Source organism: Pseudomonas trivialis (genome assembly GCF_001439805.1).
In the GTDB taxonomy this organism is placed as follows: domain Bacteria; phylum Pseudomonadota; class Gammaproteobacteria; order Pseudomonadales; family Pseudomonadaceae; genus Aquipseudomonas; species Aquipseudomonas trivialis.
The window spans coordinates 113476-135304 of the sequence record NZ_JYLK01000002.1 but is presented as its reverse complement, the minus strand read 5'-3'; the positions used below and the strand labels follow the sequence as shown (position 1 = coordinate 135304).

At 63.8% G+C, this 21829-nt stretch carries 18 protein-coding genes and 1 pseudogene; 7 read left to right on the top strand and 12 right to left on the bottom strand.

The features are described 5' to 3' along the window. Window positions 1–42: 42 nt before the first annotated feature. From TU79_RS03975 to TU79_RS03955, 5 genes are all read right to left on the bottom strand, one after another. Window positions 43–1359 (bottom strand): OprD family porin, encoded by a 1317-nt coding sequence (locus TU79_RS03975; protein ID WP_057006827.1) that lies wholly within the window; start codon window positions 1357–1359, stop codon window positions 43–45. A gap of 105 nt (window positions 1360–1464) precedes the next feature. Further along, window positions 1465–2829: a heavy metal sensor histidine kinase gene (locus TU79_RS03970; RefSeq protein WP_057006826.1), complete on the bottom strand. Its 1365-nt coding sequence runs from the start codon at window positions 2827–2829 to the stop codon at window positions 1465–1467. Then, complete coding sequence (locus TU79_RS03965; protein ID WP_004371973.1) at window positions 2819–3496, bottom strand: heavy metal response regulator transcription factor; 678 nt, start codon at window positions 3494–3496, stop codon at window positions 2819–2821. Before TU79_RS03965 ends, TU79_RS03970 begins: the two co-directional genes overlap by 11 nt. A gap of 9 nt (window positions 3497–3505) precedes the next feature. Beyond that, window positions 3506–6592, bottom strand: coding sequence for a multidrug efflux RND transporter permease subunit (locus TU79_RS03960; protein ID WP_057006825.1), 3087 nt, complete (start codon window positions 6590–6592; stop codon window positions 3506–3508). Further along, window positions 6589–7755, bottom strand: coding sequence for an efflux RND transporter periplasmic adaptor subunit (locus TU79_RS03955; protein WP_057006824.1), 1167 nt, complete (start codon window positions 7753–7755; stop codon window positions 6589–6591). Before TU79_RS03955 ends, TU79_RS03960 begins: the two co-directional genes overlap by 4 nt. A gap of 218 nt (window positions 7756–7973) precedes the next feature. Here TU79_RS03955 and TU79_RS03950 point away from each other — a divergent pair, with 218 nt between their 5' ends. From TU79_RS03950 to TU79_RS03940, 3 genes are all read left to right on the top strand, one after another. Next, window positions 7974–8207 carry a hypothetical protein gene (locus TU79_RS03950; protein WP_057006823.1) on the top strand — a complete coding sequence of 78 codons (234 nt, stop codon included), beginning with the start codon at window positions 7974–7976 and terminating at the stop codon, window positions 8205–8207. A 163-nt stretch (window positions 8208–8370) separates the two neighbouring features. Next, entirely contained in the window at window positions 8371–9168 is a 798-nt protein-coding gene (locus tag TU79_RS03945; RefSeq protein WP_414896188.1) for a transporter substrate-binding domain-containing protein, read from the top strand. Between the two features lie 186 nt (window positions 9169–9354). Then, entirely contained in the window at window positions 9355–10512 is a 1158-nt protein-coding gene (locus tag TU79_RS03940) for a transporter substrate-binding domain-containing protein (protein ID WP_057006821.1), read from the top strand. Window positions 10513–10521: 9 nt separating this feature from the next. Here TU79_RS03940 and TU79_RS03935 read toward each other — a convergent pair whose 3' ends face one another. The 5 genes from TU79_RS03935 to TU79_RS03915 all read right to left on the bottom strand — a co-directional run bounded on the left by TU79_RS03935 (window position 10522) and on the right by TU79_RS03915 (window position 15143). Further along, window positions 10522–11265, bottom strand: coding sequence for a YkgJ family cysteine cluster protein (locus TU79_RS03935; RefSeq protein ID WP_057006820.1), 744 nt, complete (start codon window positions 11263–11265; stop codon window positions 10522–10524). Window positions 11266–11373: 108 nt separating this feature from the next. Beyond that, the gene (locus TU79_RS03930; RefSeq protein ID WP_057006819.1) at window positions 11374–11856 is read right to left on the bottom strand and encodes a GNAT family N-acetyltransferase; all 483 of its coding nucleotides are present in this window, start codon (window positions 11854–11856) and stop codon (window positions 11374–11376) included. Window positions 11857–11859: 3 nt separating this feature from the next. Continuing rightward, window positions 11860–12762: a chemotaxis protein CheV gene (locus TU79_RS03925; RefSeq protein WP_057006818.1), complete on the bottom strand. Its 903-nt coding sequence runs from the start codon at window positions 12760–12762 to the stop codon at window positions 11860–11862. A 111-nt stretch (window positions 12763–12873) separates the two neighbouring features. Next, the gene (locus tag TU79_RS03920; RefSeq protein WP_057006817.1) at window positions 12874–13848 is read right to left on the bottom strand and encodes a 2-hydroxyacid dehydrogenase; all 975 of its coding nucleotides are present in this window, start codon (window positions 13846–13848) and stop codon (window positions 12874–12876) included. A 326-nt stretch (window positions 13849–14174) separates the two neighbouring features. Then, on the bottom strand, window positions 14175–15143 hold the full coding sequence (locus TU79_RS03915; RefSeq protein ID WP_012722315.1) for a LysR family transcriptional regulator: 969 nt from the start codon (window positions 15141–15143) through the stop codon (window positions 14175–14177). 186 nt (window positions 15144–15329) lie between these two features. Between TU79_RS03915 and TU79_RS03910 the strand changes: the two genes are divergently transcribed. Genes TU79_RS03910 through TU79_RS03895 form a run of 4 tightly spaced genes read left to right on the top strand, consistent with a single transcriptional unit; the run spans window position 15330 to window position 19980 of the window. After that, window positions 15330–16787, top strand: coding sequence for an efflux transporter outer membrane subunit (locus TU79_RS03910; protein ID WP_057006816.1), 1458 nt, complete (start codon window positions 15330–15332; stop codon window positions 16785–16787). Then, complete coding sequence (locus tag TU79_RS03905) at window positions 16784–18919, top strand: FUSC family protein (RefSeq protein ID WP_057006815.1); 2136 nt, start codon at window positions 16784–16786, stop codon at window positions 18917–18919. Before TU79_RS03910 ends, TU79_RS03905 begins: the two co-directional genes overlap by 4 nt. Beyond that, a complete protein-coding gene (locus TU79_RS03900; protein ID WP_057006814.1) occupies window positions 18909–19109 on the top strand; it encodes a DUF1656 domain-containing protein in 201 nt (66 codons plus the stop codon). Before TU79_RS03905 ends, TU79_RS03900 begins: the two co-directional genes overlap by 11 nt. Before the next feature lie 10 nt (window positions 19110–19119). Then, a complete protein-coding gene (locus TU79_RS03895) occupies window positions 19120–19980 on the top strand; it encodes an efflux RND transporter periplasmic adaptor subunit (protein ID WP_057006813.1) in 861 nt (286 codons plus the stop codon). A 230-nt stretch (window positions 19981–20210) separates the two neighbouring features. On the opposite strand, the gene TU79_RS03890 is transcribed toward TU79_RS03895, so the two are convergent. Both TU79_RS03890 and TU79_RS03885 read right to left on the bottom strand, forming a co-directional pair. Next, on the bottom strand, window positions 20211–21113 hold the full coding sequence (locus tag TU79_RS03890) for an HlyD family secretion protein (protein WP_057006812.1): 903 nt from the start codon (window positions 21111–21113) through the stop codon (window positions 20211–20213). Next, window positions 21110–21760 (bottom strand): annotated as a pseudogene (locus TU79_RS03885) (ABC transporter ATP-binding protein); the annotation flags it as partial. The gene TU79_RS03890 and the pseudogene TU79_RS03885, both read right to left, overlap by 4 nt. Window positions 21761–21829: the final 69 nt, after the last annotated feature.

Genomic DNA, 21829 nt, shown 5'->3' with positions numbered 1-21829 from the left:
GATGAAAAGTGAATGCCCTGCTAAAAAGAAAGATTTTGCACGTCAGAACACTTCGAATGGATAGTCGAGGATCATGCGGTACTCATCCACGTCCCGGTCCACCGCCGAGTAGCCGTTGCTGCCTCGGTGGGTCGCCCATTGCAGACGCACGGCGAGGTCCTTGGCCTTGCCGCTCTGCACCACATACTTCAAGTCGATATCCCGTTCCCAGTGCCGGGCGTCCTTGCCGTCGGCGCTGTACCACGCGCTGTAGCCACGGCTGCGCGGGTCGACGCTGGTCAGATCGGTCTGGCCGCTGATGTAGGACACCGCCGAGGTCAGGCCGGGCAGGCCCAGGCCGCCGAAGTTATAGGCGTACTTGAGTTTCCACGAGCGTTCATTGGGGCCGTTGAAGTCCGAGTACTGCTGGGAGTTGTCGATGAATACGCTGTCGCCCTGGGCAATGTAGTCAAACGGAGTGTTGCCGTTGACCCGCTGGTACGCGGCAGTGACGCTGTGATGGCCGGCGGCGACGGTGAAGTGCAGGCTGTAGGTGTTGTTGTCGATCGCCCCCAACAGCGACTGTCCGGTGTCCTGGGTGTGGTAGTAGTGCAGGCCGGGATTGAGACTGATCATCTCGTTCACCACATAGGTGTAGTCCAGGTCGTAGTAGTACTGCTGCCACACGTCCTTGAGTTCGGAGGCGTAGAGGTTGCTGGTCACGCTGGGAATGGCGCTGAACGATACGCCGGCCCAGTTCAGGTGCCGGCTGTCGGTGTTCAGCGGCAGTGCGCCGTAACTGGTGCCGATGCGTCGGTGGCCGCTCTGGTTGTAGAGCTTGGTGAAACTGGCCTGGCCGCCTTCGAACAGCCAGCCGTCGATACTGTGGTTGGTCAGGCTGACGCCACGGAAGGTCTGGGGCAGCATGCGGGTCATGCCGCCGGCGATCACCGGGTTGTTGAGGAACAGGTCGCCGGCCTTGAGCTCCGTATCGAACGCGCGCATTTTCAGGGTGCCGCCAGCGGTCGAGAACGCGCCGGGCGCCTTGCCGTTGCCACCGCCGTAGGGAAGGATGCTGGAACCGTCGGTGCCGCCACCGCCGTCGAGTTTGAGGCCGATCATGGCATGGGCGTCCAGGCCGAAACCCACGGGCCCCTGGGTGTAGCCGGACTCGAACGTGCCGAGAACGCCCTGGCCCCACTCCTTGCTGTCATCGGTATGAATGTCGCGACGGTCGCGGTTCATGTAGTAGTTGCGGGCGTTGAGCTTGAGGCTGGAGCCTTCGACGAAGCCGTTGGCGGGGGAGGTGTCGGCTGCGTGGGCGAGGGGGCTGAGCGTTGCTGCAAGGGCGAGGAATAACGGGGTGAGCGAGGTCTGCACCGGTGGCTCCTTTATGGATGGCAAAAAAAAACCGCTGAAGAGCAGCGGCTTTTGGAACCGAAGAGTGTAACAAGATAATGACTGTTGCCCAAACCGCAACAGTGTTTAGAGGGGCAGGGTGATGCCGAAGGTATTCGCACCACTTTCGCTGCGCACGAATACATCGCCGCCATGCATCAACGCAATCGCCTTGACGATGGCAAGCCCCAGCCCGTGATTGGCCCCACTGTTGCTGCGTGACGCGTCCACCCGATAGAAGCGCTCGAACAACCGCGGCAAATGCTCGTAGGCAATCGCCTCGCCGGGGTTGGTCACCCCAATCACCACCTGATGCTGTTGCACCTCGATAGTCACTTCGATGACCTGCCCCGGCGCGGTGTGTTGCACCGCATTACTCAGCAGGTTGATCAATGCACGGCGCAGGTGGGCTTTTTCGATCTGCACCTGGGCGTCGCCCTGTACCCGCACTTCGACCTGGGCGTCTTCGAGGATAAAGTCCAGGTAGTCGAGCGTGGTTGCCACTTCATCGGCCAGGGAGCTTTCGATCAGTTTGGTGGCCTTGCTGCCCTGGTCGGCGCTGGCCAGGAACAGCATGTCGTTGATGATCGAGCGCAGGCGCTCGAGTTCTTCCAGGTTCGATTGCAGCACCTCGAAGTAATGCTCGGCCGAGCGCCCGCGTGTAAGGGCCACCTGGGTCTGCCCGATCAGGTTGGTCAGTGGCGAGCGCAATTCGTGGGCCACGTCGGCATTGAACGATTCCAGGCGTGAATAGGCCTGCTCGACGCGGTCGAGGGTGGCGTTGAACGCGTTGACGAACTGACTCAGTTCCGGCGGCAGCGGCGACAGTTGCAGGCGCCCGGAAAGTTTGGGTGGCGCCAGTTTGCTGGCTTCGCCGGAAAGCCTTTGCAGCGGCTTGAGGCCGATGCGCGCCACCCAGAACCCCAGCAGCGAAGCCAGCACCACGCCGACCAGCGCCAGGCTGACCAATGCCACCAGCAGGTGGTGCTGGGTGGCGCGGAAGTTCTCGGTGTCGATGGCAATCATGAAACGCAGCGGTGGGCGCTGGTCCCGGGCGGCGAACTGGCTCACGAGCACCTTGAACGGGTAGGCATGGCCCGGCAGGCGCAAATCGCGCTTGCCGACGGGGCCGGCGGCGAATGCGCGAATCTGCGCGTCCGGCTCGCCGTACTCGTAGTTGGGATCACGGCTGACCACCCAGAAGCGGATGCGCTTGTCTTCTTCACTGAGCAGCTTGAGCTTGGCGCGGATCTTTACCCAGTGCTCCGGCGTGCCGAAGCGATTGACCGAGGACTCCAGCACGCTGTAACGGGCATCCAGCTCGGCCCCTGGCAACAGGCCCAGGCCGCGATCCACCTGCTGGTACAGCACGCCGCCGATCAACAGAAAGATCAGCGCCGCCACCAGGGTGAACAGCCCGCTCAGACGCACGGCAATCGAGTCAACCGACACTGCGATTCTCCAGCACATAGCCCATGCCGCGAATGGTGTGCAACAGCTTGTGTTCGAACGGCCCGTCGAGCTTGGCGCGCAAGCGTTTGATCGCCACTTCGACCACGTTGGCGTCGCTGTCGAAATTGATGTCCCAGACCATCTCGGCAATCGCCGTCTTGGAGAGGATTTCACCCTGGCGCCGGGCCAACACGCTGAGCAGCGAAAACTCCTTGGCGGTAAGGTCCAGGCGTACGCCGTTGCGGCTGGCCTTGCGGCTGATCAGGTCGATCCACAGGTCGGCGACCGTCACCTGCACCGGCTCGTGGCCGCCGCTGCGCCGGGTCAGCGCCTGCAGGCGCGCCACCAGTTCCAGGAAGGAAAACGGCTTGCCCAGGTAATCATCGGCGCCTTCACGCAGGCCGCGAATGCGGTCTTCCACGCGTTCGCGAGCCGTGAGCATGATCACCGGCGTCTGCTTGCGCGCGCGCAACGCCCGCAGCACGCCGAAGCCGTCGAGGCCGGGCAGCATCACGTCGAGCACGATCACTGCGTAGTCGTTTTCCAGCGCCAGGTGCAAACCTTCGACGCCCTCGCGCGCCACGTCGACCGTGTAGCCTTGCTCGGTGAGACCGCGGTGCAGGTAGTCCGCGGTTTTTTCTTCATCTTCGATAATCAGGACGCGCATGGCACCGCCTCAGCGTGTGGTCGCCAGCTCGGCGGCTGGTTTGGGCCGGTGGAAAAACCTTTCGAGGTACAAGTATATGACCGGCGTGGTGAACAGCGTCAGTGCCTGGCTCACCAGCAACCCGCCGACCACCGCGATGCCCAGTGGCTGGCGCAACTCGGCACCGGGGCCGGCTCCCAGCATCAGCGGCACGGCGCCGAGCAGGGCGGCGAGGGTGGTCATGATGATCGGCCGGAACCGCGTGACACAGGCTTCGTAAATGGCATCGTGCGGCGCCATGCCGCGCACGCGCTGTGCCTCCAGGGCGAAATCGATCATCAGGATGCCGTTCTTCTTGACGATACCGATCAGCAGCACCAGGCCGATCAGCGCCATGATCGAAAAGTCCTGGCCCATCAAGGTCAGCATGATCAGCGCCCCCAACCCGGCTGACGGCAAGGTGGAAATAATCGTCAGTGGGTGCACGAAGCTCTCGTACAGCACCCCCAGGATGATGTAGACCGCCACCAGCGCCGCGAGAATCAGCCAGGGCTGGCTGGCCAGCGAACTCTGGAACGCCTGGGCCGCGCCCTGGAAGTTGCCGATGATGGTGGCGGGCATGCCGATTTCATGCTTGGCCTGCTCAAGCATGATCACCGCGTCGCCCAGAGCCACGCCGGGCGCCAGGTTGAACGACAGGTTGGCGGCCGGGAACATGCCGTCATGGCTGATCGACAACGGCCCGACCGTGGGCGCGTCGACCTTGGCCAGCGCCGACAGAGGCACCATTTCGTTGGTCAGTGGCGAGCGCAGGTAAAAATAGTGGAGGCTTTCGGCCTTGCCGCGTTGCCGGGTGTCCAGCTCCAGCACTACCTGATACTGGTTGGTCTCGGTCTGGAACTCGTTGATCTGGCGCTGGCCGAACGCGTCGTACAGCGCCTGGTCGACATCGGTGGCGGTGAGGCCGAAGCGCGCGGCGGCCTGGCGGTCGATGCTGATGTGGGTGATGCTGCCGCCCAGTTGCAGGTCGTTGGACAGGTCGCGAAACGCCGGGTTGCCACGCAGTTTTTCGGTGAGGCGCTGGGTCCAGGTGTTCAGCGTCGCACCGTCGTTGCTCTTGAGCACGTACTGGTACTGGGCGCGACTGGGGCCGGAGCTGAGGTTGATGTCCTGCCCCGCGCGCAGGTACAGGACGATGCCCGGTACCTTCGCCAGTTTCGCGCGGATGCGGTCGATGAACTGGCTGGCGGACACATCGCGTTCGCCGCGGTCCTTCAAGGCGATCCAGAAGCGGCCGTTGGCGATGGTCTGGTTGCTGCCGGTAACGCCCACCGAATGGGAAAACGCCAGCACCGCCGGGTCGTCCTTGACGATCTCGGCCAGGGCCTTGTGCTTGGCGACCATGTCCGGGTACGACACGTCGGCCGCTGCTTCGCTGGTGCCGAGCACGAAGCCGGTGTCCTGCACCGGGAAAAAGCCCTTGGGGATAAACACGTAGCCCACCACGGCCAGCGCCAGCGTCACCAAAAAGAGAGCCGCCATGCTGCGCTGATGGGCCAGCGCACAGCGCAGATTGCGTGCGTAGCCGGCCAGCAGGCGTTCGCTGAAGCCGGGTTTGTCGTGAGCCGGGTGCGTGGGCGCGCGCATGAACAGCGCGGCGAGGGTGGGCGCCAGCGTCAGCGAGACCACCACCGAAATCAGGATGGTCGAGGTCGCCGTCAGCGCGAACTCCTTGAACAGCCGCCCGACCACACCGCCCATGAACAGCAGCGGAATAAACGCCGCCACCAGCGAAAAGCTGATGGAAACCACGGTAAAGCCGATCTCGCCGGCGCCCTTGATCGCCGCTTCGCGCTGACTCAGCCCGGCTTCGAGGTGACGGTGGATGTTCTCCACCACCACGATTGCATCGTCCACCACAAAGCCCACGGCGATCACGATCGCCACCAGCGTCAGGTTGTTCAAGCTGAAGCCCATCAGGTACATCAGCGCGAAGCTGGCGATCAACGACACCCCCAGCACGCTGGACACAATCAGTGTGGCCGACAGCTGACGCAGGAACAGCGCCATCACCGCCACCACCAGCAGCACGGCGATCAGCAGCGTCACTTCCACCTCATGCAGCGAGGCGCGAATGGTCCGGGTGCGGTCGGTCAACACGCTGACCTGCACCGACGCCGGCAACATCGCTTCCAGGCGCGGCAACTCGGCCAGGATGCGGTCCACGGTCTCGACGATGTTGGCGCCGGGCTGGCGCGAGATCACCAGGTTGACGCCGGGCGTATCGCCGGACCAGGCCTGCACGTAGGCGTTTTCCGAGCCGTTGACGACGTTGGCGATGTCGCGCAGTTGAACCGGTGCGCCGTTTCGGTAGGACACAATCAGTTGCGCGTAGTCCTCGGGTTGAAACAGCTGGTCGTTGGTCGACAGGGTCGACACGCTGTCCTTGCCGTAGATCGCGCCCTTGGCCAGGTTGAGGCTCGATTGCTGGATGGCCAGGCGCACGTCGGCCAGGGTCAGGCCGATGGCGGCGAGTTTGTCCGGCGAAGCCTGCACGCGAATCGCCGGGCGCTGCTGACCGGTGATGTTGATCTGGCCGACCCCGTCGATCTGGCTGATCTGACGCGCCAGCAGGGTTTCCACGTAGTCGCTCAGCTCGGTGCCGGGCATGCTGCTGGAGCTGACGCTGAGGATCAGCACCGGGCTGTCGGCCGGGTTGACCTTCTTCCAGGTCGGCAGGTTGGGCATGTCACGGGGCAGCTTGCCGGCCGCGGTATTGATCGCCGCCTGCACCTCCTGGGCGGCGGTGTCGATGCTCTTGCCGAGGGTGAACTGCAGGGTCAGCAGGCTTGAGCCCAATGCGCTGCTGGAGGTCATCTGGGTCATGCCGGGGATGGCGCTGAACTGCACTTCCAACGGCGTTGCCACCGACGAGGCCATGGTGTCGGGGCTGGCGCCGGGCAGTTGCGCGGTGACCTGGATCGTCGGAAATTCCGCTTCCGGCAGCGGCGCGATAGCCAGGCGCGGGAAGGCAATGATCCCGAGCAGCACCAGGGCGAAGGTCAGCAGCAGGGTGGCGACGGGGTGGTCGACGCACCACGCCGAGGGCGACTTCATGGCTGCACCTTGGCATCGACGGTCTGGATCACCTGCGGCGGCTCCTTGAGGACGTCCACCTGAGCGCCGGCCTTGAGCCGCGATTGTCCATCGCTCACCAGCACATCGCCGGCCTGCACGCCCTTGATGACGTTGAGGTCGCTGTCCTGGTAGGTCACTTGCACGGGCACCACTTCAACCTTGTCCGCGTTGACCCGGTACACAAAGTGCGTGTCCAGCCCGCGTTGCACCACGGTGGGCGGCACCACCAGAGCATTTTTGTCGAGGGCGGTCTGGATCTTGATGGTCACCAGTTGACCCGGCCACAGGCGTTGCGCGGCATTATTGAACTCGGCCTTGGCGCGCAGGGTGCCGGTGGTGGAACTGATCTGGTTGTCGATCAGGCTCAAATGGCCTGCGCCGAGCAGATCACCCGTCTGGCCATCGGTGTCGGCACCGAGATACGCGTCGACACTGGCTCTTTCGGGGGCGGCGATCAGGCCCTGCAGGGTCGGCAGCATCTGTTGCGGCAGGGAGAACTCGACGGCAATCGGGTCGATCTGGGTGACCGAGAACAATCCCTGGGTGTCGCTTGTGCGCAGGAAGTTGCCTTCATCGACGGTACGAATACCCACGCGACCGCTGACCGGCGAGCGAATTTGCGTGTAGGAAAGCTGCACTTGCGCCGCATCAATCGCGGCCTGGTTGCCCTGTGCGGTGGCCTTGAGCTGATTGACCAGGGCCTGTTGCTGGTCATAGGTCTGCTTTGATACGCCGTTATCGACACTCAGTTCCTTGTAACGCTTGAGGTTGATCAACGCCACTTGCAACTGGGCCTGGTTCTCGCCCAATTGTGCCCTGGCCTGGGCGAGGCTGGCGCGGATCGAGCGGTCGTCAAGGGTGGCGAGCAGGTCGCCGGCCTTGACCCGTTGGCCTTCCTTGACCAGCAATCGGGTAAGAATGCCGTCCACCTGGGGGCGAATGACCACGCTGTGCAACGACAGCACCGTGCCGATGCCACTGACGAAGCGCGGGACATCCTGCCGCGCCACGCTCACCACCCGCACAAGGATGGCGCTCGGCGCCGCCAGCCGGGTTTTGGCCGGGCGGGTCAGGGCCCAGGCGGTAACGGCCAGCACCGCGAGGACGCCGACGATAAGAGCGGTTTTGCGTTGAATGGGCATGGGGCGGGCGCCATAAGCGCAGCCGCGAGCGCGACGCCGCAAGCTGCAAGTTGATATTGATAGTAAGCGTTATAGCGGTGGCATCCGGTCAGCAACGTGACGTCAAACTGACAGCCGTGACAGCTGACGCTTTCAACTGGCCGCCTGAAGCTTACCGCTCGCACCTCCGGCCCCGCTATACTCGCGCCCCCACACCTCATCGCAGCGCCGGAGCTTTCATGACTTCCCCGACACAACCCCCTGTTGACGCGACCGATCCGGTCGATCCGGCCAGCGCTGACGGCGTTGAAAAAACCGAGATTGCGGCGTTCAAATTTCCGTTCAAACCGGGTGAACTGGCTGGCGCGAAGCAGGCTGCCCAGCCCTGGTACAAGAACGGTGCCAGGAACGGTCACACCAAGTCGCCGGGCATGGCGCCGCCGGGTACGCGCCGGTCAATGGGCAAACGTTGAGAATATTCAGTTGAGTGCTGTATCGGCCTTTGCCTACAAAGCTGGCTGATATTTCCGCTTGTAGGTCGACGTCCGTTTCTTCAAAGCTTGCACGGCATTCGCCCATGGCCCCCTCTGAAAGGGGCCGTTGCCCATGCCGATCTTTCTGGAAAAGGACGTTCCCGTGGCCCAGATACGCTTCTGCGTAGTGTTTGCCTTAGCGCTGTCGACTGGTGTTTTTCCCTTTGCCCTGGCGGACGATTCGCCGCGAAACGAAATCCGTTTTGCCGTCGTTGCACAATTTCCGCCCTTTCAAAGCCGCAATCAGCACGACCAATTGGTAGGGCTGCATATCGAATTGGGCAAGGCCTTGTGTCAGCAGCTCAATGTGCGGTGCACCTGGGTCGACCAGGTGTTATCAGAAAACTTCTCGGGCCTTGAGGCCAGGCAATTCGACGCGATCATGGGCATTGCCCCGACACCGCAGCGTCGCCGGGAGGTGAGCTTCACCGATGACCTCTATCCGTTCACCACGCGCCTGGTTGCGCGCAAAAACTCCGGCCTGATGCCCACTGCGCGTGCGCTCAAGGGCAAGTGCGTGGGCGTCTTGCTGGGCAGCAATCGCGAGGCTTTCGCCTTGGCCGAATGGGCTCCCAGGGGCGTCAGGGTCAAGAGTTACTGGCTCAACGATCAACTGATTCGCGCGCTGGTGGCGGGGGATATCGACGCTACATTGCAAGGCACCGTGGAAATTCGCGAGGTGCTGCTCGACACCGCCGATGGCCAGGATTTTGACTATCTCGGCCCAGCCGTCTCGTCGCCGCTCCTTGGCAACAGCGTGGCGATCGCGGTGCGCAAGTCCGATACCGCGTTGCGGCGAGAGCTTAACGGCGCGCTTGAGCAGTTGATGCATAACGGCGAGTACCAGCGGATCGTCCAGCCTTACCGTCTGGATACGCTCGCTCCCCACGGTGATGGCTGACCGATCGGTGACAAACGCCCCCTGTTGTTCAGCACTTTTGGGAAATTGCCTACGTAGTAAGCGGACGTGTCGCACTTAGGCAGGGTCGCGTGCCTGCTAAAAAGTTGTCTGCTGGACAGTTGAGTGCGTTCGGCCTGAGTGATTGAGCCGGGACGCCTCCCACCCTCTTTGCACAGGACAGTGTGTATGACTAGACGAATACTGGCGCTCAGCCTGGCATTGTTTGCCGGGAGCGGATGCGCGGTTCCCCCGCCACCCGCGGCTTCGTGGAGCGAGATACGTTTTGGCGTTGAAGCCGATGTGAAGCCGTTTGAGTACCGGGATGAGCGAGGCGAGCTCAAGGGCCTGGATATCGAACTGGGCAATGCGCTGTGTGCCGAACTCAATGCCCGCTGCGTGTGGGTCGATCAGCCCTACGCCACCAATATCGCGGCGCTGCAGAACGGGCGCTTCGATGCAATCATGCCGATGACGCCGACCCCGGCGCGGCGCGCAACCCTCGACTTCACCGATCTGCTCTATCCATTGGAGAGCCGCCTGGTCGCCCGGAACGGCGCTAATCTGCTGCCCAATGCGCAATCGCTCAAGGGCAAGCGTGTCGGCGTACTGGCCGGCACCAGCCGCGAAGCCTTCGCCAAGGCACGCTGGGCGCCCCAGGGTGTGGTGGTGCGCAGCTTCAACCTCAATGGTGAATTGATCGCCAGCCTGTTGAAAGGCGAGCTGGACGCGACCTTGCAGAACACCATCGAAATCACCGAAGCCTTGTTGAACACCCCGCAAGGCGCTGCGTTTGCCTTTGCAGGCCCCGGCATCGTTGACGAAATGCTCGGCGGCGGTGTTGCGATTGCCACACGCAAGACCGATCCCACGTTGACGGCCGCCCTGAACCGCGCACTGCAACGCTTGATAGACAGCGGCAAATATGCGGCGATCACCCAGTCGTACCTGGCGCCAGTGGCCACCGCGCCACAGCAGGCCACGATGGTTCACGTCGCGGCAGGCGCGGGTCTGCCGTTTTCGCAAACCGTGCAACTGGGGCAAACGCTCTACCTCTCCGGGGTGCTGGGCCAGGATGAAGGCGGCAAGCTCGTGCGCGGCGGTATTCGCGCAGAAACGGCCCAGGCCCTTGAGATCCTGCGCAACACCCTCAAGAGCAGAGGCGTGGGAATGGACAGGGTGGCCAAGTGCACGGTGATTCTTGCCGACATCAACGATTTTTCGGCGATGAATAGCGTTTATATGCGCTATTTCCCATCTGATCGCCTGCCGGCGCGTACCACGTTCGCGGCCGGCAAGCTGTTGGACGATGCCCGTATAGAAATCGAATGCCTGGCCGGGCTGTGAGCTGGCGCGCTAGGACGCGCGCAATGAAATAAAGGCGTAATTGGCCGGCACCTGGGTGGCAATCCGGGCGCCGGCATCGAGCATCTGTTCGGCAATGTCCATTGCAGACACATGAAACACCCACTCGTTGCTTGCTGCCGGCTGTTGCATCGCCAATTCGACCGCCTGGGCAAAGGCGTTCATATCCGGCAGGTACGCGGTGAATCCATCCCCTTTCAATGCTGTGGTGCAAATGCCCAGCAGCGCGCACACCGCCTCCTTGGTCTGCACGTCATCCCGGTCGGCCTGGCGTGAGCGCCTGATCAACTCGGCCAACTCCCCATCCACCAGTTCACCGCCGACGATCAGTGCCGGGCCCTGTTCCCAGGATTCCGGCGGGCAATCCTTGGCGCCCGGGTTGAGCGGAATGTGCGGGTTGATTTCCATCGGGTAGATGCGACACACCAGCGGACGACGCTCGTAGATGCCGCAGCGGTTGTCTTCGTCAAGATTCCGGCAGCGCCCGGCGTTGTAGGCGGCGAAGGTGATCGCCACGAATGCCTCGGCCGTGCCGCTGGGCACCACCACCGAACGGCGCTCGGCATGCTCGCGCTGGTCTGCCGGAAGGCCCAGGCCATTGCCGAGAAACGCTTCCACCAGAATGATCACATTGCCGCCGTCGGCCGCCCACTGGCGGGCCTCGGCGAGGGTGAGGGGCACATGATGGTCGGTGCAGCATTTACCGCAACCGACGCAGGAAAAATGAGTGTTCATGGCGTATCTGTCACCAGGCAAGGTCAGAGGGCGCTCTTGAACGGCGGCGGTTTTTTACCGCTATCCAGCGTTCAGGCTCTCTGAAAGCAAGTTATGCGCCAGTGGTTGTCAGGCGTCAGGCACCAGGTCGCGCAGGACGAATCTCATGCCGACGCTTTCATACAGGTTCCGCGCGCGCAGGTTGCTCTCGCGTACCTTGAGGTCGACACAGGGTTCGCCGCGCAGCTTGAACACTGCAAAAGCATGCAGCAACAACGCACGGCCAAGCCCCTGGCCCTGTGCGCAGGGATGCACCGACAGGTTCTTGATAAACGCGCTGGTCCAGCATTGCGCCACGCCGAGGACGCGATCCGCGCGACTGGCCACCAGGCACAACGCAGGATCGAACTCGGCATCGGTAAAAAATGACTGGCGCCATTGCGTCAGGCTGGCAACGCGGCCACCGCCCTGATCTTCGGTCAGGCGCAACAGCGCATGAATCGCCGGCGCCAGCTCGTCGCGGTAAGGCTGCAGCCGAATAGCCGGCGGCCACTGCGGCGCGGGCAGACTGCCCGTGAGGTCGCGCCGCAACAGCTGGTAATACTCGGTCACCCTTTACAGGCCTTTTTGCGCCACGGTTTGCGCGGCGACCACCAGGCACTTGGTCAGCTCGGGCGAGGAGAATTTGGTCAGCACCGCGTCGGCCCCGGCCAGGCGGGCTTTTTCGCTGTTCATCGCGCTGTCCAGGGAGGTGTGCAGCAGCACGTAGAGGTGCTGGAAGTCCGGCGTTTCACGCAGGGTGCGGGTGAGGGCGTAGCCGTCCATTTCCGACATTTCGATGTCGGACACCACCACGTTGATCTGCTCGGCGGTGCCTTGCAACTCCAGCAGCACATCGATGGCTTCCTTGGCGCTGCGCGCGGTGTGGCAGGTCAGGCCGAGGTTGCGCAGGGTGTGCACCGATTGCTGCAGAGCCACCTGGCTGTCGTCCACCACGAGGATGCGGGCGTTGCCGAGCACTTCGGCTTCATCCATGGTCAAGTCGGTGGGCGCCGCTTCAATCGGCGCCGGCGCGATGCCGTGGATCACTTTCTCGATATCCAGCACCTGCACCAGGCCGCCTTCCACCTGCGTCACCCCGGTGATAAACGCACGGTTACCGCCCGAGCCGTAGGGCGGCGGGCGGATGTCGGTGGTCAGGCAATGCACGATCTTGCTCACCGCCTGCACATGCAGGCCCTGCTTGGAACGGCTCACATCGGTGACGATCAGGCAACCACCGTCGGGGTCCGCCAGGGGCATTTCACCCAGCGCCCGGCTCAGGTCGATCACGGCCAGCGAGTTACCGCGCAGGGTGGCGATGCCTTTGACGTGCGGGTGCGACTCCGGCAGCTTGGTCAACGGCGGGCAGGGAATGATTTCGCTGACCTTGAGCAGGTTGATCGCCATCAGCTTGCCGCTGCGCAAGGTAAAGAGCAGAAGCGAGAGTGAGTCTGCGCGGGCTTTGGTGGTGGGCATAAAAACCTTCTGTGGATCAGGGAAGACAGTCTATGGAAGGTTATCGACTTGGCAGGGCCAGGCTTTAACCGGATTTTGTGTCTGCCGGAGCCCCTTCCACAGCGTGCGCTGTCAGCCCTTCCACACCTGCGGGTTCACCAGATCCTGCGGGCGCTGGCCCAGCAGCGCGCTGCGCAGGTTGTCGAGGGCGCGGTTGGCCATGGCTTCGCGGGTTTCGTGGGTGGCCGAGCCAATGTGCGGCAGCGTCACCGCATTGCTCAACTGGAACAGCGGCGACTCGGCCAGCGGTTCCTGCTCGTACACATCCAGCCCGGCGCCGCGAATGGTCTGGTTCTGCAAGGCCTGGATCAACGCCGGCTCATCCACCACCGGGCCGCGGGAAATGTTGATCAGGATGGCGCTGGACTTCATCAGCGCCAGCTCCCGGGTGCTGATCAGATGACGCGTCTTGTCGCTCAATGGCACCACCAGGCAGACAAAGTCAGCCTCGGCCAGCAGTTGCTCGAGGCTGCGAAACTGCGCGCCCAGCTCCTGCTCGAGGGCGGTCTTGCGGCTGTTGCCGCTGTACAGGATCGGCATGTTGAAACCCAGGCGCCCGCGCCGCGCCACGGCGGCGCCGATATTGCCCATGCCGACGATGCCGAGGGTCTTGCCGTGCACATCGCAGCCAAACAACGGCGCGCCGACGCTGGCTTTCCACTGCCCGGCCTTGGTCCAGGCGTCCAGCTCGGCGACTCGGCGTGCGCTGCTCATCAGCAGCGCAAAGGCGAGGTCAGCAGTGCTTTCGGTCAGCACATCCGGGGTGTTGGTGAGCATGATCCCGCGCTCATTGAAATACGCCACGTCATAGTTGTCGTAGCCCACTGACACGCTGGACACCACCTCCAGTTTGCTCGCGCCCTGCAACTGCTCGCGGCCCAGCTTGCGGCCCACGCCGATCAGACCGTGGGCATGGGGCAGCGCTTCATTGAACTGCGCGTTGATGTCACCGCGCTTGGGACTGGGCGCGATCACCTCGAAATCCTGTTGCAGGCGTTCGAGCATGGGCGCGGTGATACGGCTGAAGGCGAGGACAGTCTTTTTCATGGCAGGCGGGCTCATCGACTACGGAAGAATGCCAGGCACGCTAACATCCCCACCGACAATTGTCAGGCCGCGCAGCCAGCACGAGCGGGCTTTGTTGTTGCAAGCCCTGATGCCGTTCAGTTAAGGAAAATGTGTGGGATTATTGTGGCGAGCGGGCTTGCCCCGCGTTGGGCTGCGAAGCGCCCCCAATCAAGAAACCCTCGGTATACCTGATACTACGCGGAGGCTGGTTTTGGGGCTGCTGCGCAGCCCAACGCAGGACAAGCCTGCTCGCCACAACAAGCCCTTAAGTCACAGCGATCTGGTCACCTGATATAGCGGACAGCTCAGTTAGCCAGCCGCGCCCCGCTGAGGCTGCCGCTCAGCTCATACGCCACCAGCTCCGCCTGATGCGCCGCCAGAATCTCCGGCAACGAACCGCGCAGGTATTCCACCCAGGTCTTGATCTTCGCATCCAGGTACTGGCGCGACGGGTAGATGGCGTACAGGTTCAGCTCCTGGGAACGGTAGTTGGGCATCACCCGCACCAGCGTGCCGTTGCGCAGGCCCTCGATGGCCGCGTACACCGGCAGCAGGCCGATGCCCATGCCGCTGGTGATCGCGGTTTTCATCGCGTCGGCCGAGTTCACCAGAAACGGCGAAGTGTTGATCGCCACGCTTTCCTGGCCCTCGGGGCCGTTGAAGGTCCATTTGTCGAGCTGGATCACCGGGCTGACCAGGCGCAGGCAGGCATGGTTGAGCAAGTCATGGGGGCGATGGGCGCAGCCCTTGGCCTTGACGTAATCCGGCGAAGCGCAGGCGATGCTGTAGGTGATGCCCAGGCGCTGGGAGACGAAGCCCGAGTCCGGCAGCTCGCTGGCCAGCACGATGGACACGTCGTAGCCCTCGTCCAGCAGGTCGGGCACGCGGTTGGCCAGGGTCAGGTCGAAGGTCACGTCCGGGTGCGTGCGGCGGTAGCGGGCGATGGCGTCAATCACGAAGTGCTGGCCGATACCGGTCATGGTGTGCACTTTCAGTTGCCCGGCAGGGCGCGCGTGGGCGTCGCTGGCTTCGGCCTCGGCTTCCTCGACATAGGCCAGGATCTGTTCGCAGCGCAGCAGGTAGCGTTTGCCGGCTTCGGTGAGGGCGATGCGGCGGGTGGTGCGGTTGAGCAAGCGGGTTTGCAGGTGGGCCTCAAGGTTGGAGACCGCGCGCGAGACGTTGGCGGTGGTGGTGTCCAGTTGCACGGCGGCGGCGGTGAAGCTGCCGGCTTCGGCCACGCAACTGAACGCGCGCATGTTTTGCAAAGTGTCCATGGAGAGTTCTCAGGGGAGATGACAAATTGTGACAGAAAGTGGCGCCGTCCAGTGATCCCTACCAACGGATTGTCGCGTGAACGGTAACAAAGATTCACAGGAATGCCAGCTTATCCTCCTCCAACGCCCCGCCTAGAATTGCGCCGCCTCTCCCCAGCACCCGTACCCCTCAGGAATTCGCTTGCCGTGCCGCGTCGCATCAGCAGAGAGCTGAAGACTCTCAGTGTTTGGGCTTTATCGTTAGCAATCAGCGGCTGTCTCGGAACCGGAGGCATCGCCCCTCAAGACCAGCCCTTGAACGCCAATAACCTGGCCTCCGATGAGGCTATCCAGCACGCCGCCCAGGATGCGCACTGGCCCAGCGCGCAATGGTGGCAGGCCTATGGCGATCCTCAACTCGACCGCTGGGTCGAGCTTGCGACCCAAAGCAGCCCGAGCATGGCCATGGCCGCCGCCAGAGTGCGTCAGGCACGGGCGCTGGCCGGAGTTGCCGAGTCGGCCGAATCATTGCAGATCAACAGCGACACCGCCCTCAAGCGTCACCATTGGCCGAAGGATCAGTTCTATGGCCCCGGCGAGCTGAGCGGGTCGAGCACCTGGGACAACACTTCATCCCTGGGCCTGAGCTACGCCCTTGACCTGTGGGGCCGGGAAAGCAATGCCAGCGAGCGTGCCGTCGACCTGGCCCATCTGAGCGCGGCCGAGGCACGCCAGGCTCAACTCGAGCTGCAAAACAACGTGGTGCGCGCCTATATCCAGTTGTCGTTGCACTACGCCAATCGCGATATCGTTGCAGCCACGCTGGCCCAGCAAGAGCAAATTCTCGACCTGGCCAATAAGCGTCTGGACGCGGGCATCGGCACGCATTTGGAGGTCAGCCAGGCTGAAACCCCATTGCCGGAAATCCACCGTCAACTGGACGCTGTCGACGAAGAAATCGCCCTGGGCCGCAACCAGCTGGCGGCGCTTGCCGGTAAAGGACCCGGGGAGGGCGCGCAGTTGCAGCGTCCGACGCTGTCACTCGCCACGCCGCTGAAGTTGCCATCGCGCCTGCCTGCGCAGTTGCTCGGCCAGCGCCCGGACGTGGTCGCCAGCCGCTGGCAGGTCGCGGCGCAGGCGCGTGGCATCGATGTCGCTCAGGCCGGTTTCTACCCCAATGTCGACCTGGTCGGCGGCCTTGGCTACGTGGCCACCGGCGGCGGCATGCTGGGGTTCCTGGCGGGGAAAAAATTCAACTACACCCTCGGGCCGGCGATCACCTTGCCGATCTTCGACGGCGGACGGTTGCGTGCCGAGCTGGGTGAAGCCAGCGCCGGGTATGACATCGCCGTGGCGCACTACAACCAGACCCTGGTCAACGCACTCAAGGGCATCAGCGACCAATTGATCCGCCGCGAATCCCTGGACAAGCAAGCCGCTTTCGCGGCGCAATCGGTGGCGTCAGCGCAGAACACCTATGACATTGCGACCATCGCCTACCAACGCGGCCTCACCGACTACCTCAATGTGCTGAACGCGCAGACCCTGCTGTTTCGCCAGCAGCAGATCGAGCAGCAGGTGCAGGCCGCGCGCCTGAGTGCCCATGCCGAGCTGGTGACGGCACTGGGCGGCGGCCTCGACGCCGGGCAGGACGCGCCGCAATGAAATACCTGCAGTCCCTTGAATGGCGCCGTGGTTTCTTCGACTGGGCGCGCAGCGACGGCGTGACCTGGGTATATATCTTCAAGGTGCTGATCGCCGCGTTCCTCACGCTGTGGCTGGCCATGCGCCTGGAATTGCCGCAGCCACGCACGGCCATGATCACCGTGTTTATCGTGATGCAACCGCAGAGCGGCCAGGTGTTCGCCAAGAGTTTCTATCGCTTGCTCGGCACCCTGGCCGGCTCGGCGGTGATGGTGTTGCTGATCGCGCTGTTTGCGCAGCACACCGAACTGTTCCTCGGTGCGCTGGCGATCTGGGTTGGCCTGTGCACGGCGGGCGCGACGCGCAACCGCAACTTTCGCGCCTATGGTTTTGTGCTGGCCGGCTACACGGCGGCGATGGTCGGCTTGCCGGCGCTGGCGCACCCAAACAGCGCCTTTATGGCGGCGGTGTGGCGCGTGCTGGAAATCTCCCTGGGGATCCTTTGCTCCACGCTGGTCAGCGCCGCGCTCCTGCCGCAAACCGCCAGCGCCGCCATGCGCAATGCGCTGTATCAGCGTTTTGGCGTGTTCGCGCTGTTTGTCACCGACGGCCTGCGTGGGCGCAACCAACGCGATGGGTTCGAAGCCGCCAACGTGCGCTTTATCGCCGAGGCCGTGGGCCTGGAAGGGCTACGCAGCGTCACGGTGTTCGAAGACCCGCACATGCGCCGGCGCAACGGTCGGCTCAACCGCCTCAACAGCGAATTCATGAGCCTCACCACGCGCTTCAACGCTCTGCATCAGTTGCTGGCGCGACTGCGGGCGGGCGGCGCCGATCACGGGGTGGATGCGATCAAACCGGGCCTGCAGGACCTCGCGGAACACCTCGATGGTTTCTCGGGCCGCGCCCTCACCTGTGCTGACGCCGCACGCCTTGCCGAGCAACTGCGCGCCTATCGGCAAGGCCTGCCCACTGCGCTGCGCAGCCTGCGTGCGCACTTTGAGCAGGGCAGCCCAGGCGACGCCGAGCACCTGGACTTTCATACCGCCTGCGAGCTGCTCTATCGCTTCGTCGACGACCTTTACAACTACGCGCAAACCCACGCGTCCCTGGCCGATCATCGCCATGCGCGCGAACAAGGGAACGCACCCTACACCCCCAAAACCAACTGGCTGGCCTGCGCCGCTTCGGGCATTCGCGCGGCGTTCATCCTGATTGTTCTGGGCAGTTACTGGGTGGCCACCGCCTGGCCCAGCGGCGCCACCATGACGCTGATCGCCGCCGCGACGGTCGGCCTTTCCGCCGCCACGCCCAACCCCAAACGCATGGCGTTCCAGATGGCCTGCGGCACCTTGATCGGCGCACTGGTGGGGTTTGTCGAAATGTTCTTCATCTTCCCCTGGATCGACGGTTTCCCGCTGCTCTGCGTGGTGCTTGCGCCGGTGATCGTGCTGGGCGCCTTCCTCGCCTCACGCCCGCAGTACGCCGGGGTGGGCCTTGGCCTGCTGATTTTCTTCAGCACCGGCTCGGTGCCGGACAACCTCACGGTCTACAACCCCTACACCTTTATCAACGATTACCTGGCCATGGTGATCGGCATGCTGGTGTGCGCGGCGGCCGGGGCGATCATCCTGCCGCCCAACAGCCGCTGGCTGTGGCGTCGCCTGGAGCAGGACCTGCGCGAGCAAGTGGTGTATGCCATCGGCGGCAAGCTCAAGGGCCTGACCGCACGGTTTGAAAGCCGCAGCCGTGACCTGCTGCACCAGGCCTACGGCCTCGCCGTCGCGCAGCCGCAGGTGCAGCGCGACCTGCTGCGCTGGATGCTGCTGGTGCAGGAAGTCGGCCATGCGATCATTGAGTTGCGCAACGAGCAGGCGCTGCTGCCGGTGCACCCGGTCTACGCCGAACCCCAACCCTGGCGCCAGGCCATCCGCGTGATGGGCCGTGCGCTGATGCGCCTGTTCCTGCAACCCAACGCCGGCAACCTGGAGCGCGGGTTGATCGCCGTCGACCACGCGATCAGCCGCGTGCAGGCCACCGACGAACCCTTCGCCCCGCACTTCGACACCTCGGCCCTGCGCCGGGTCAAAAGCTATCTGCACTTTATCCGCACCTCGTTGCTCGACCCGCAAGGACCGCTGCATGCCTCGTGAAATCGCGTTCCACGGCTTCTACATGCCAAGCATCATCCTGATGTTCCTGATCGCGGCGGGCCTTGCCTGGGCGCTGGATCGCTGTATAGCGGGGTTTGATCTGTACCGTTTCTTCTGGCACCCGGCGTTGCTGCGCCTGAGCCTGTTCGTCTGCCTGTTCGGCGCGCTGGCGCTCTGCATCTACCGTTGAGAATGCCCCGATGAAAAAGTTTTTCAGCCTGCTCGCCACCTTGCTGGTATTGGCGCTGGCGATCTGGATTGGCCGCACGCTGTGGGTGCATTACATGGACACGCCCTGGACCCGCGACGGCCGCGTGCGTGCCGACATCATCAACGTCGCGGCCGACGTGACCGGCGAGGTGATCGAGGTGCCCGTGCGCGATAACCAGTTGGTCAAAAAAGGCGACCTGCTGATGCAGATCGACCCCGAGCATTACCGCATTGCGGTCAAGCAGGCGCAGTCGCTGGTGGCCTCCCGCAAAGCCACCTGGGACATGCGCAAGGTCAACGCCCACCGCCGCGCCGACCTCGACGCGCTGGTGATCTCCAGAGAGAACCGCGACGATGCCAGCAACATCGCCGACGCGGCCCTGGCCGATTACCAGCGCGCCCTGGCGCAACTGGAGGCCGCCGAACTCAACCTCAAACGCACCCGGGTGCTCGCGGCGGTCGACGGCTACGTCACCAACCTCAACGTGCACCGCGGCGACTATGCACGCATCGGCGAAGCCAAAATGGCCGTGGTGGACATGAACTCGTTCTGGGTCTACGGCTTCTTTGAAGAAACCAAGTTGCCCCATGTAAAGGTGGGCGACAGCGCCGATATGCAATTGATGAGCGGCGAGACCTTGAAGGGCCATGTGGAAAGCATTTCGCGCGGCATCTACGACCGTGACAACCCCGAGAGCCGGGAACTGATTGCGGATGTGAACCCCACCTTCAACTGGGTGAGACTGGCCCAGCGCGTGCCGGTGCGCATTCATATCGATCAGGTGCCGGAGGGTGTTTTGTTGGCGGCCGGGATTACCTGCACCGTGATCGTGAAGCCAATGCGGCACTGAACCTTGGCGAACTGTGGCGAGCAAGCTGTGACGGCGGTCTTTTGTGGCGAGCGGGCTTGCCCCGCGTTGGGGTGCGAAGCGCCCCCAATCCAGCAAAATGCGGTGTACCTGATACGCCTCAGCGCCTGGTTTTGGGGCTGCTGCGCAGCCCAACGCAGGACAAGCCTGCTCGCCACAGTAGCGGGCTTGCCACGGTGGCCCGTCTGCCACAGGGCAGCATATGCCGATAGCTACGGCCCAAACCGCACCAGCATGCGCTGCCCCACCCGTAGCGATGCCGGCGGTGGTTGGTCAAACGCGAGTATGCATTCCACCGTGCGCATATTGGCCCTGACCTGGGGGTCGTCTTCCAGGGTGCTGCTGCCCAGCACTGAGCTGATGCGCACAACATGGGCGGTCAGCGGCGTGGAGCCGTTGACGCTGTCGTCGGTGACCTCGGCCTTCATCCCCGGGATCACCACGCCGGTGAATGACTCATTCAGCTCGGCGCGCACGATCCGTGGCTGGTTGGGCAGCAACACGAATGCCGCGCCCGATTGTGCGGAGACGGCGGCGCCAGGCTGGATCAGGCGGCGCACCACCTCGGCGTCGATGGGCGCACGCAGGCTGCGCCGGGTCAGTTCGTAGCGGGCCGCCGTCAACTTTCTTGCGGCTGCCTGGGCGTCGCCCTGATTCTTTTCAAGCGCGTCGCGTAAACGCGCGGCGCTCTCGCGGGCCTCGTCGGCGCTCTGGCTATCGCCGGCACCGGCGGCAGCGGCCGTGCTCAAGCGCGCAGCCGTTTGCTCGGCGAACGTGAGTTGCCTGGTCAGTTGCCTGGCCTGGACCTCCACCTGCTGTTGCTCCCCCAACGCGGCAGCCACCGCCAGTTGCGCGGCCTCACTGTCCAGTGTGGCGAGCAACTGGCCCTGCTTGACGGACTCGCCTTCATTGGCCTTGATCTCGGCCACCACGCCGTCACGGGTGACGCCAAGCCTGAGCAGGCCGCCCTCCACGTCGATGCGGCCGCGCGCCACCGCAAGGTACGTCGGGGGCGCCGCAGCGGGCCTGGTCGGGACGTCTTCACGGGAGCAGGCGCTCAGCACCAGCAGTGCGCTGCTCAACAACAGCCAGGGGCGAAACAGACGTGGGTTCATGCGCAGGGTTCCTGGGCACCGGCGGGCGCCGCCGGCTGGAAGGGAAAAGGGGTGTCGTTGAGGATGCGGCCGTCTTCGATGGTCAACACCCGGTCGGCATTGCTGATCAAGCGCGGGTCATGACTGACGCACAGCACCGTGGTGCCCCGGGTGCGGGCGATGCGGTGCAGGATGTCGATCACGATGTGGCCGTTGGCGGCGTCCAGCGCACTGGTCGGTTCGTCGGCGAACAACAACTCGGGCGCCTTGGCCACTGCCCGCGCAATCGCGACGCGCTGCTTTTCGCCGCCGGACAATTCGGCCGGGCGCAGTTTCAGGCGCGTACCCAGGCCGACCTCTTCCAGCGCTTCGATGGCGCGTTGCTGGATTTCCCTGGCCGGCAGCCCGAGGTAGCCCAACGGCAGCGCCACCTGTTGCAGCGCGGTCAACGCCGGAAACAGGTTGAAGCCCTGGAACACAAAGCCGGTGTGTCGCAGGCGAAACTGCTCAAGGGCGCGCGCGTCGAGGCTGGCCAGGTCGTGCCCGAGTGCGCTGGCGCTGCCGCGGTCGGGCCGTTGCAGACCGCTGAGAATCGCAAGCAGGGTGCTTTTGCCGCAGCCGGACGGGCCGGAGATCAGGGTCAGTTCGCCCGGCCGTATCGCCAGGGTGATGTCGTGCAGCACGGGGGTTACCACCCGTCCCGAGGTAAAGGATTTGCTGATCCCGCTGGCGTGCAG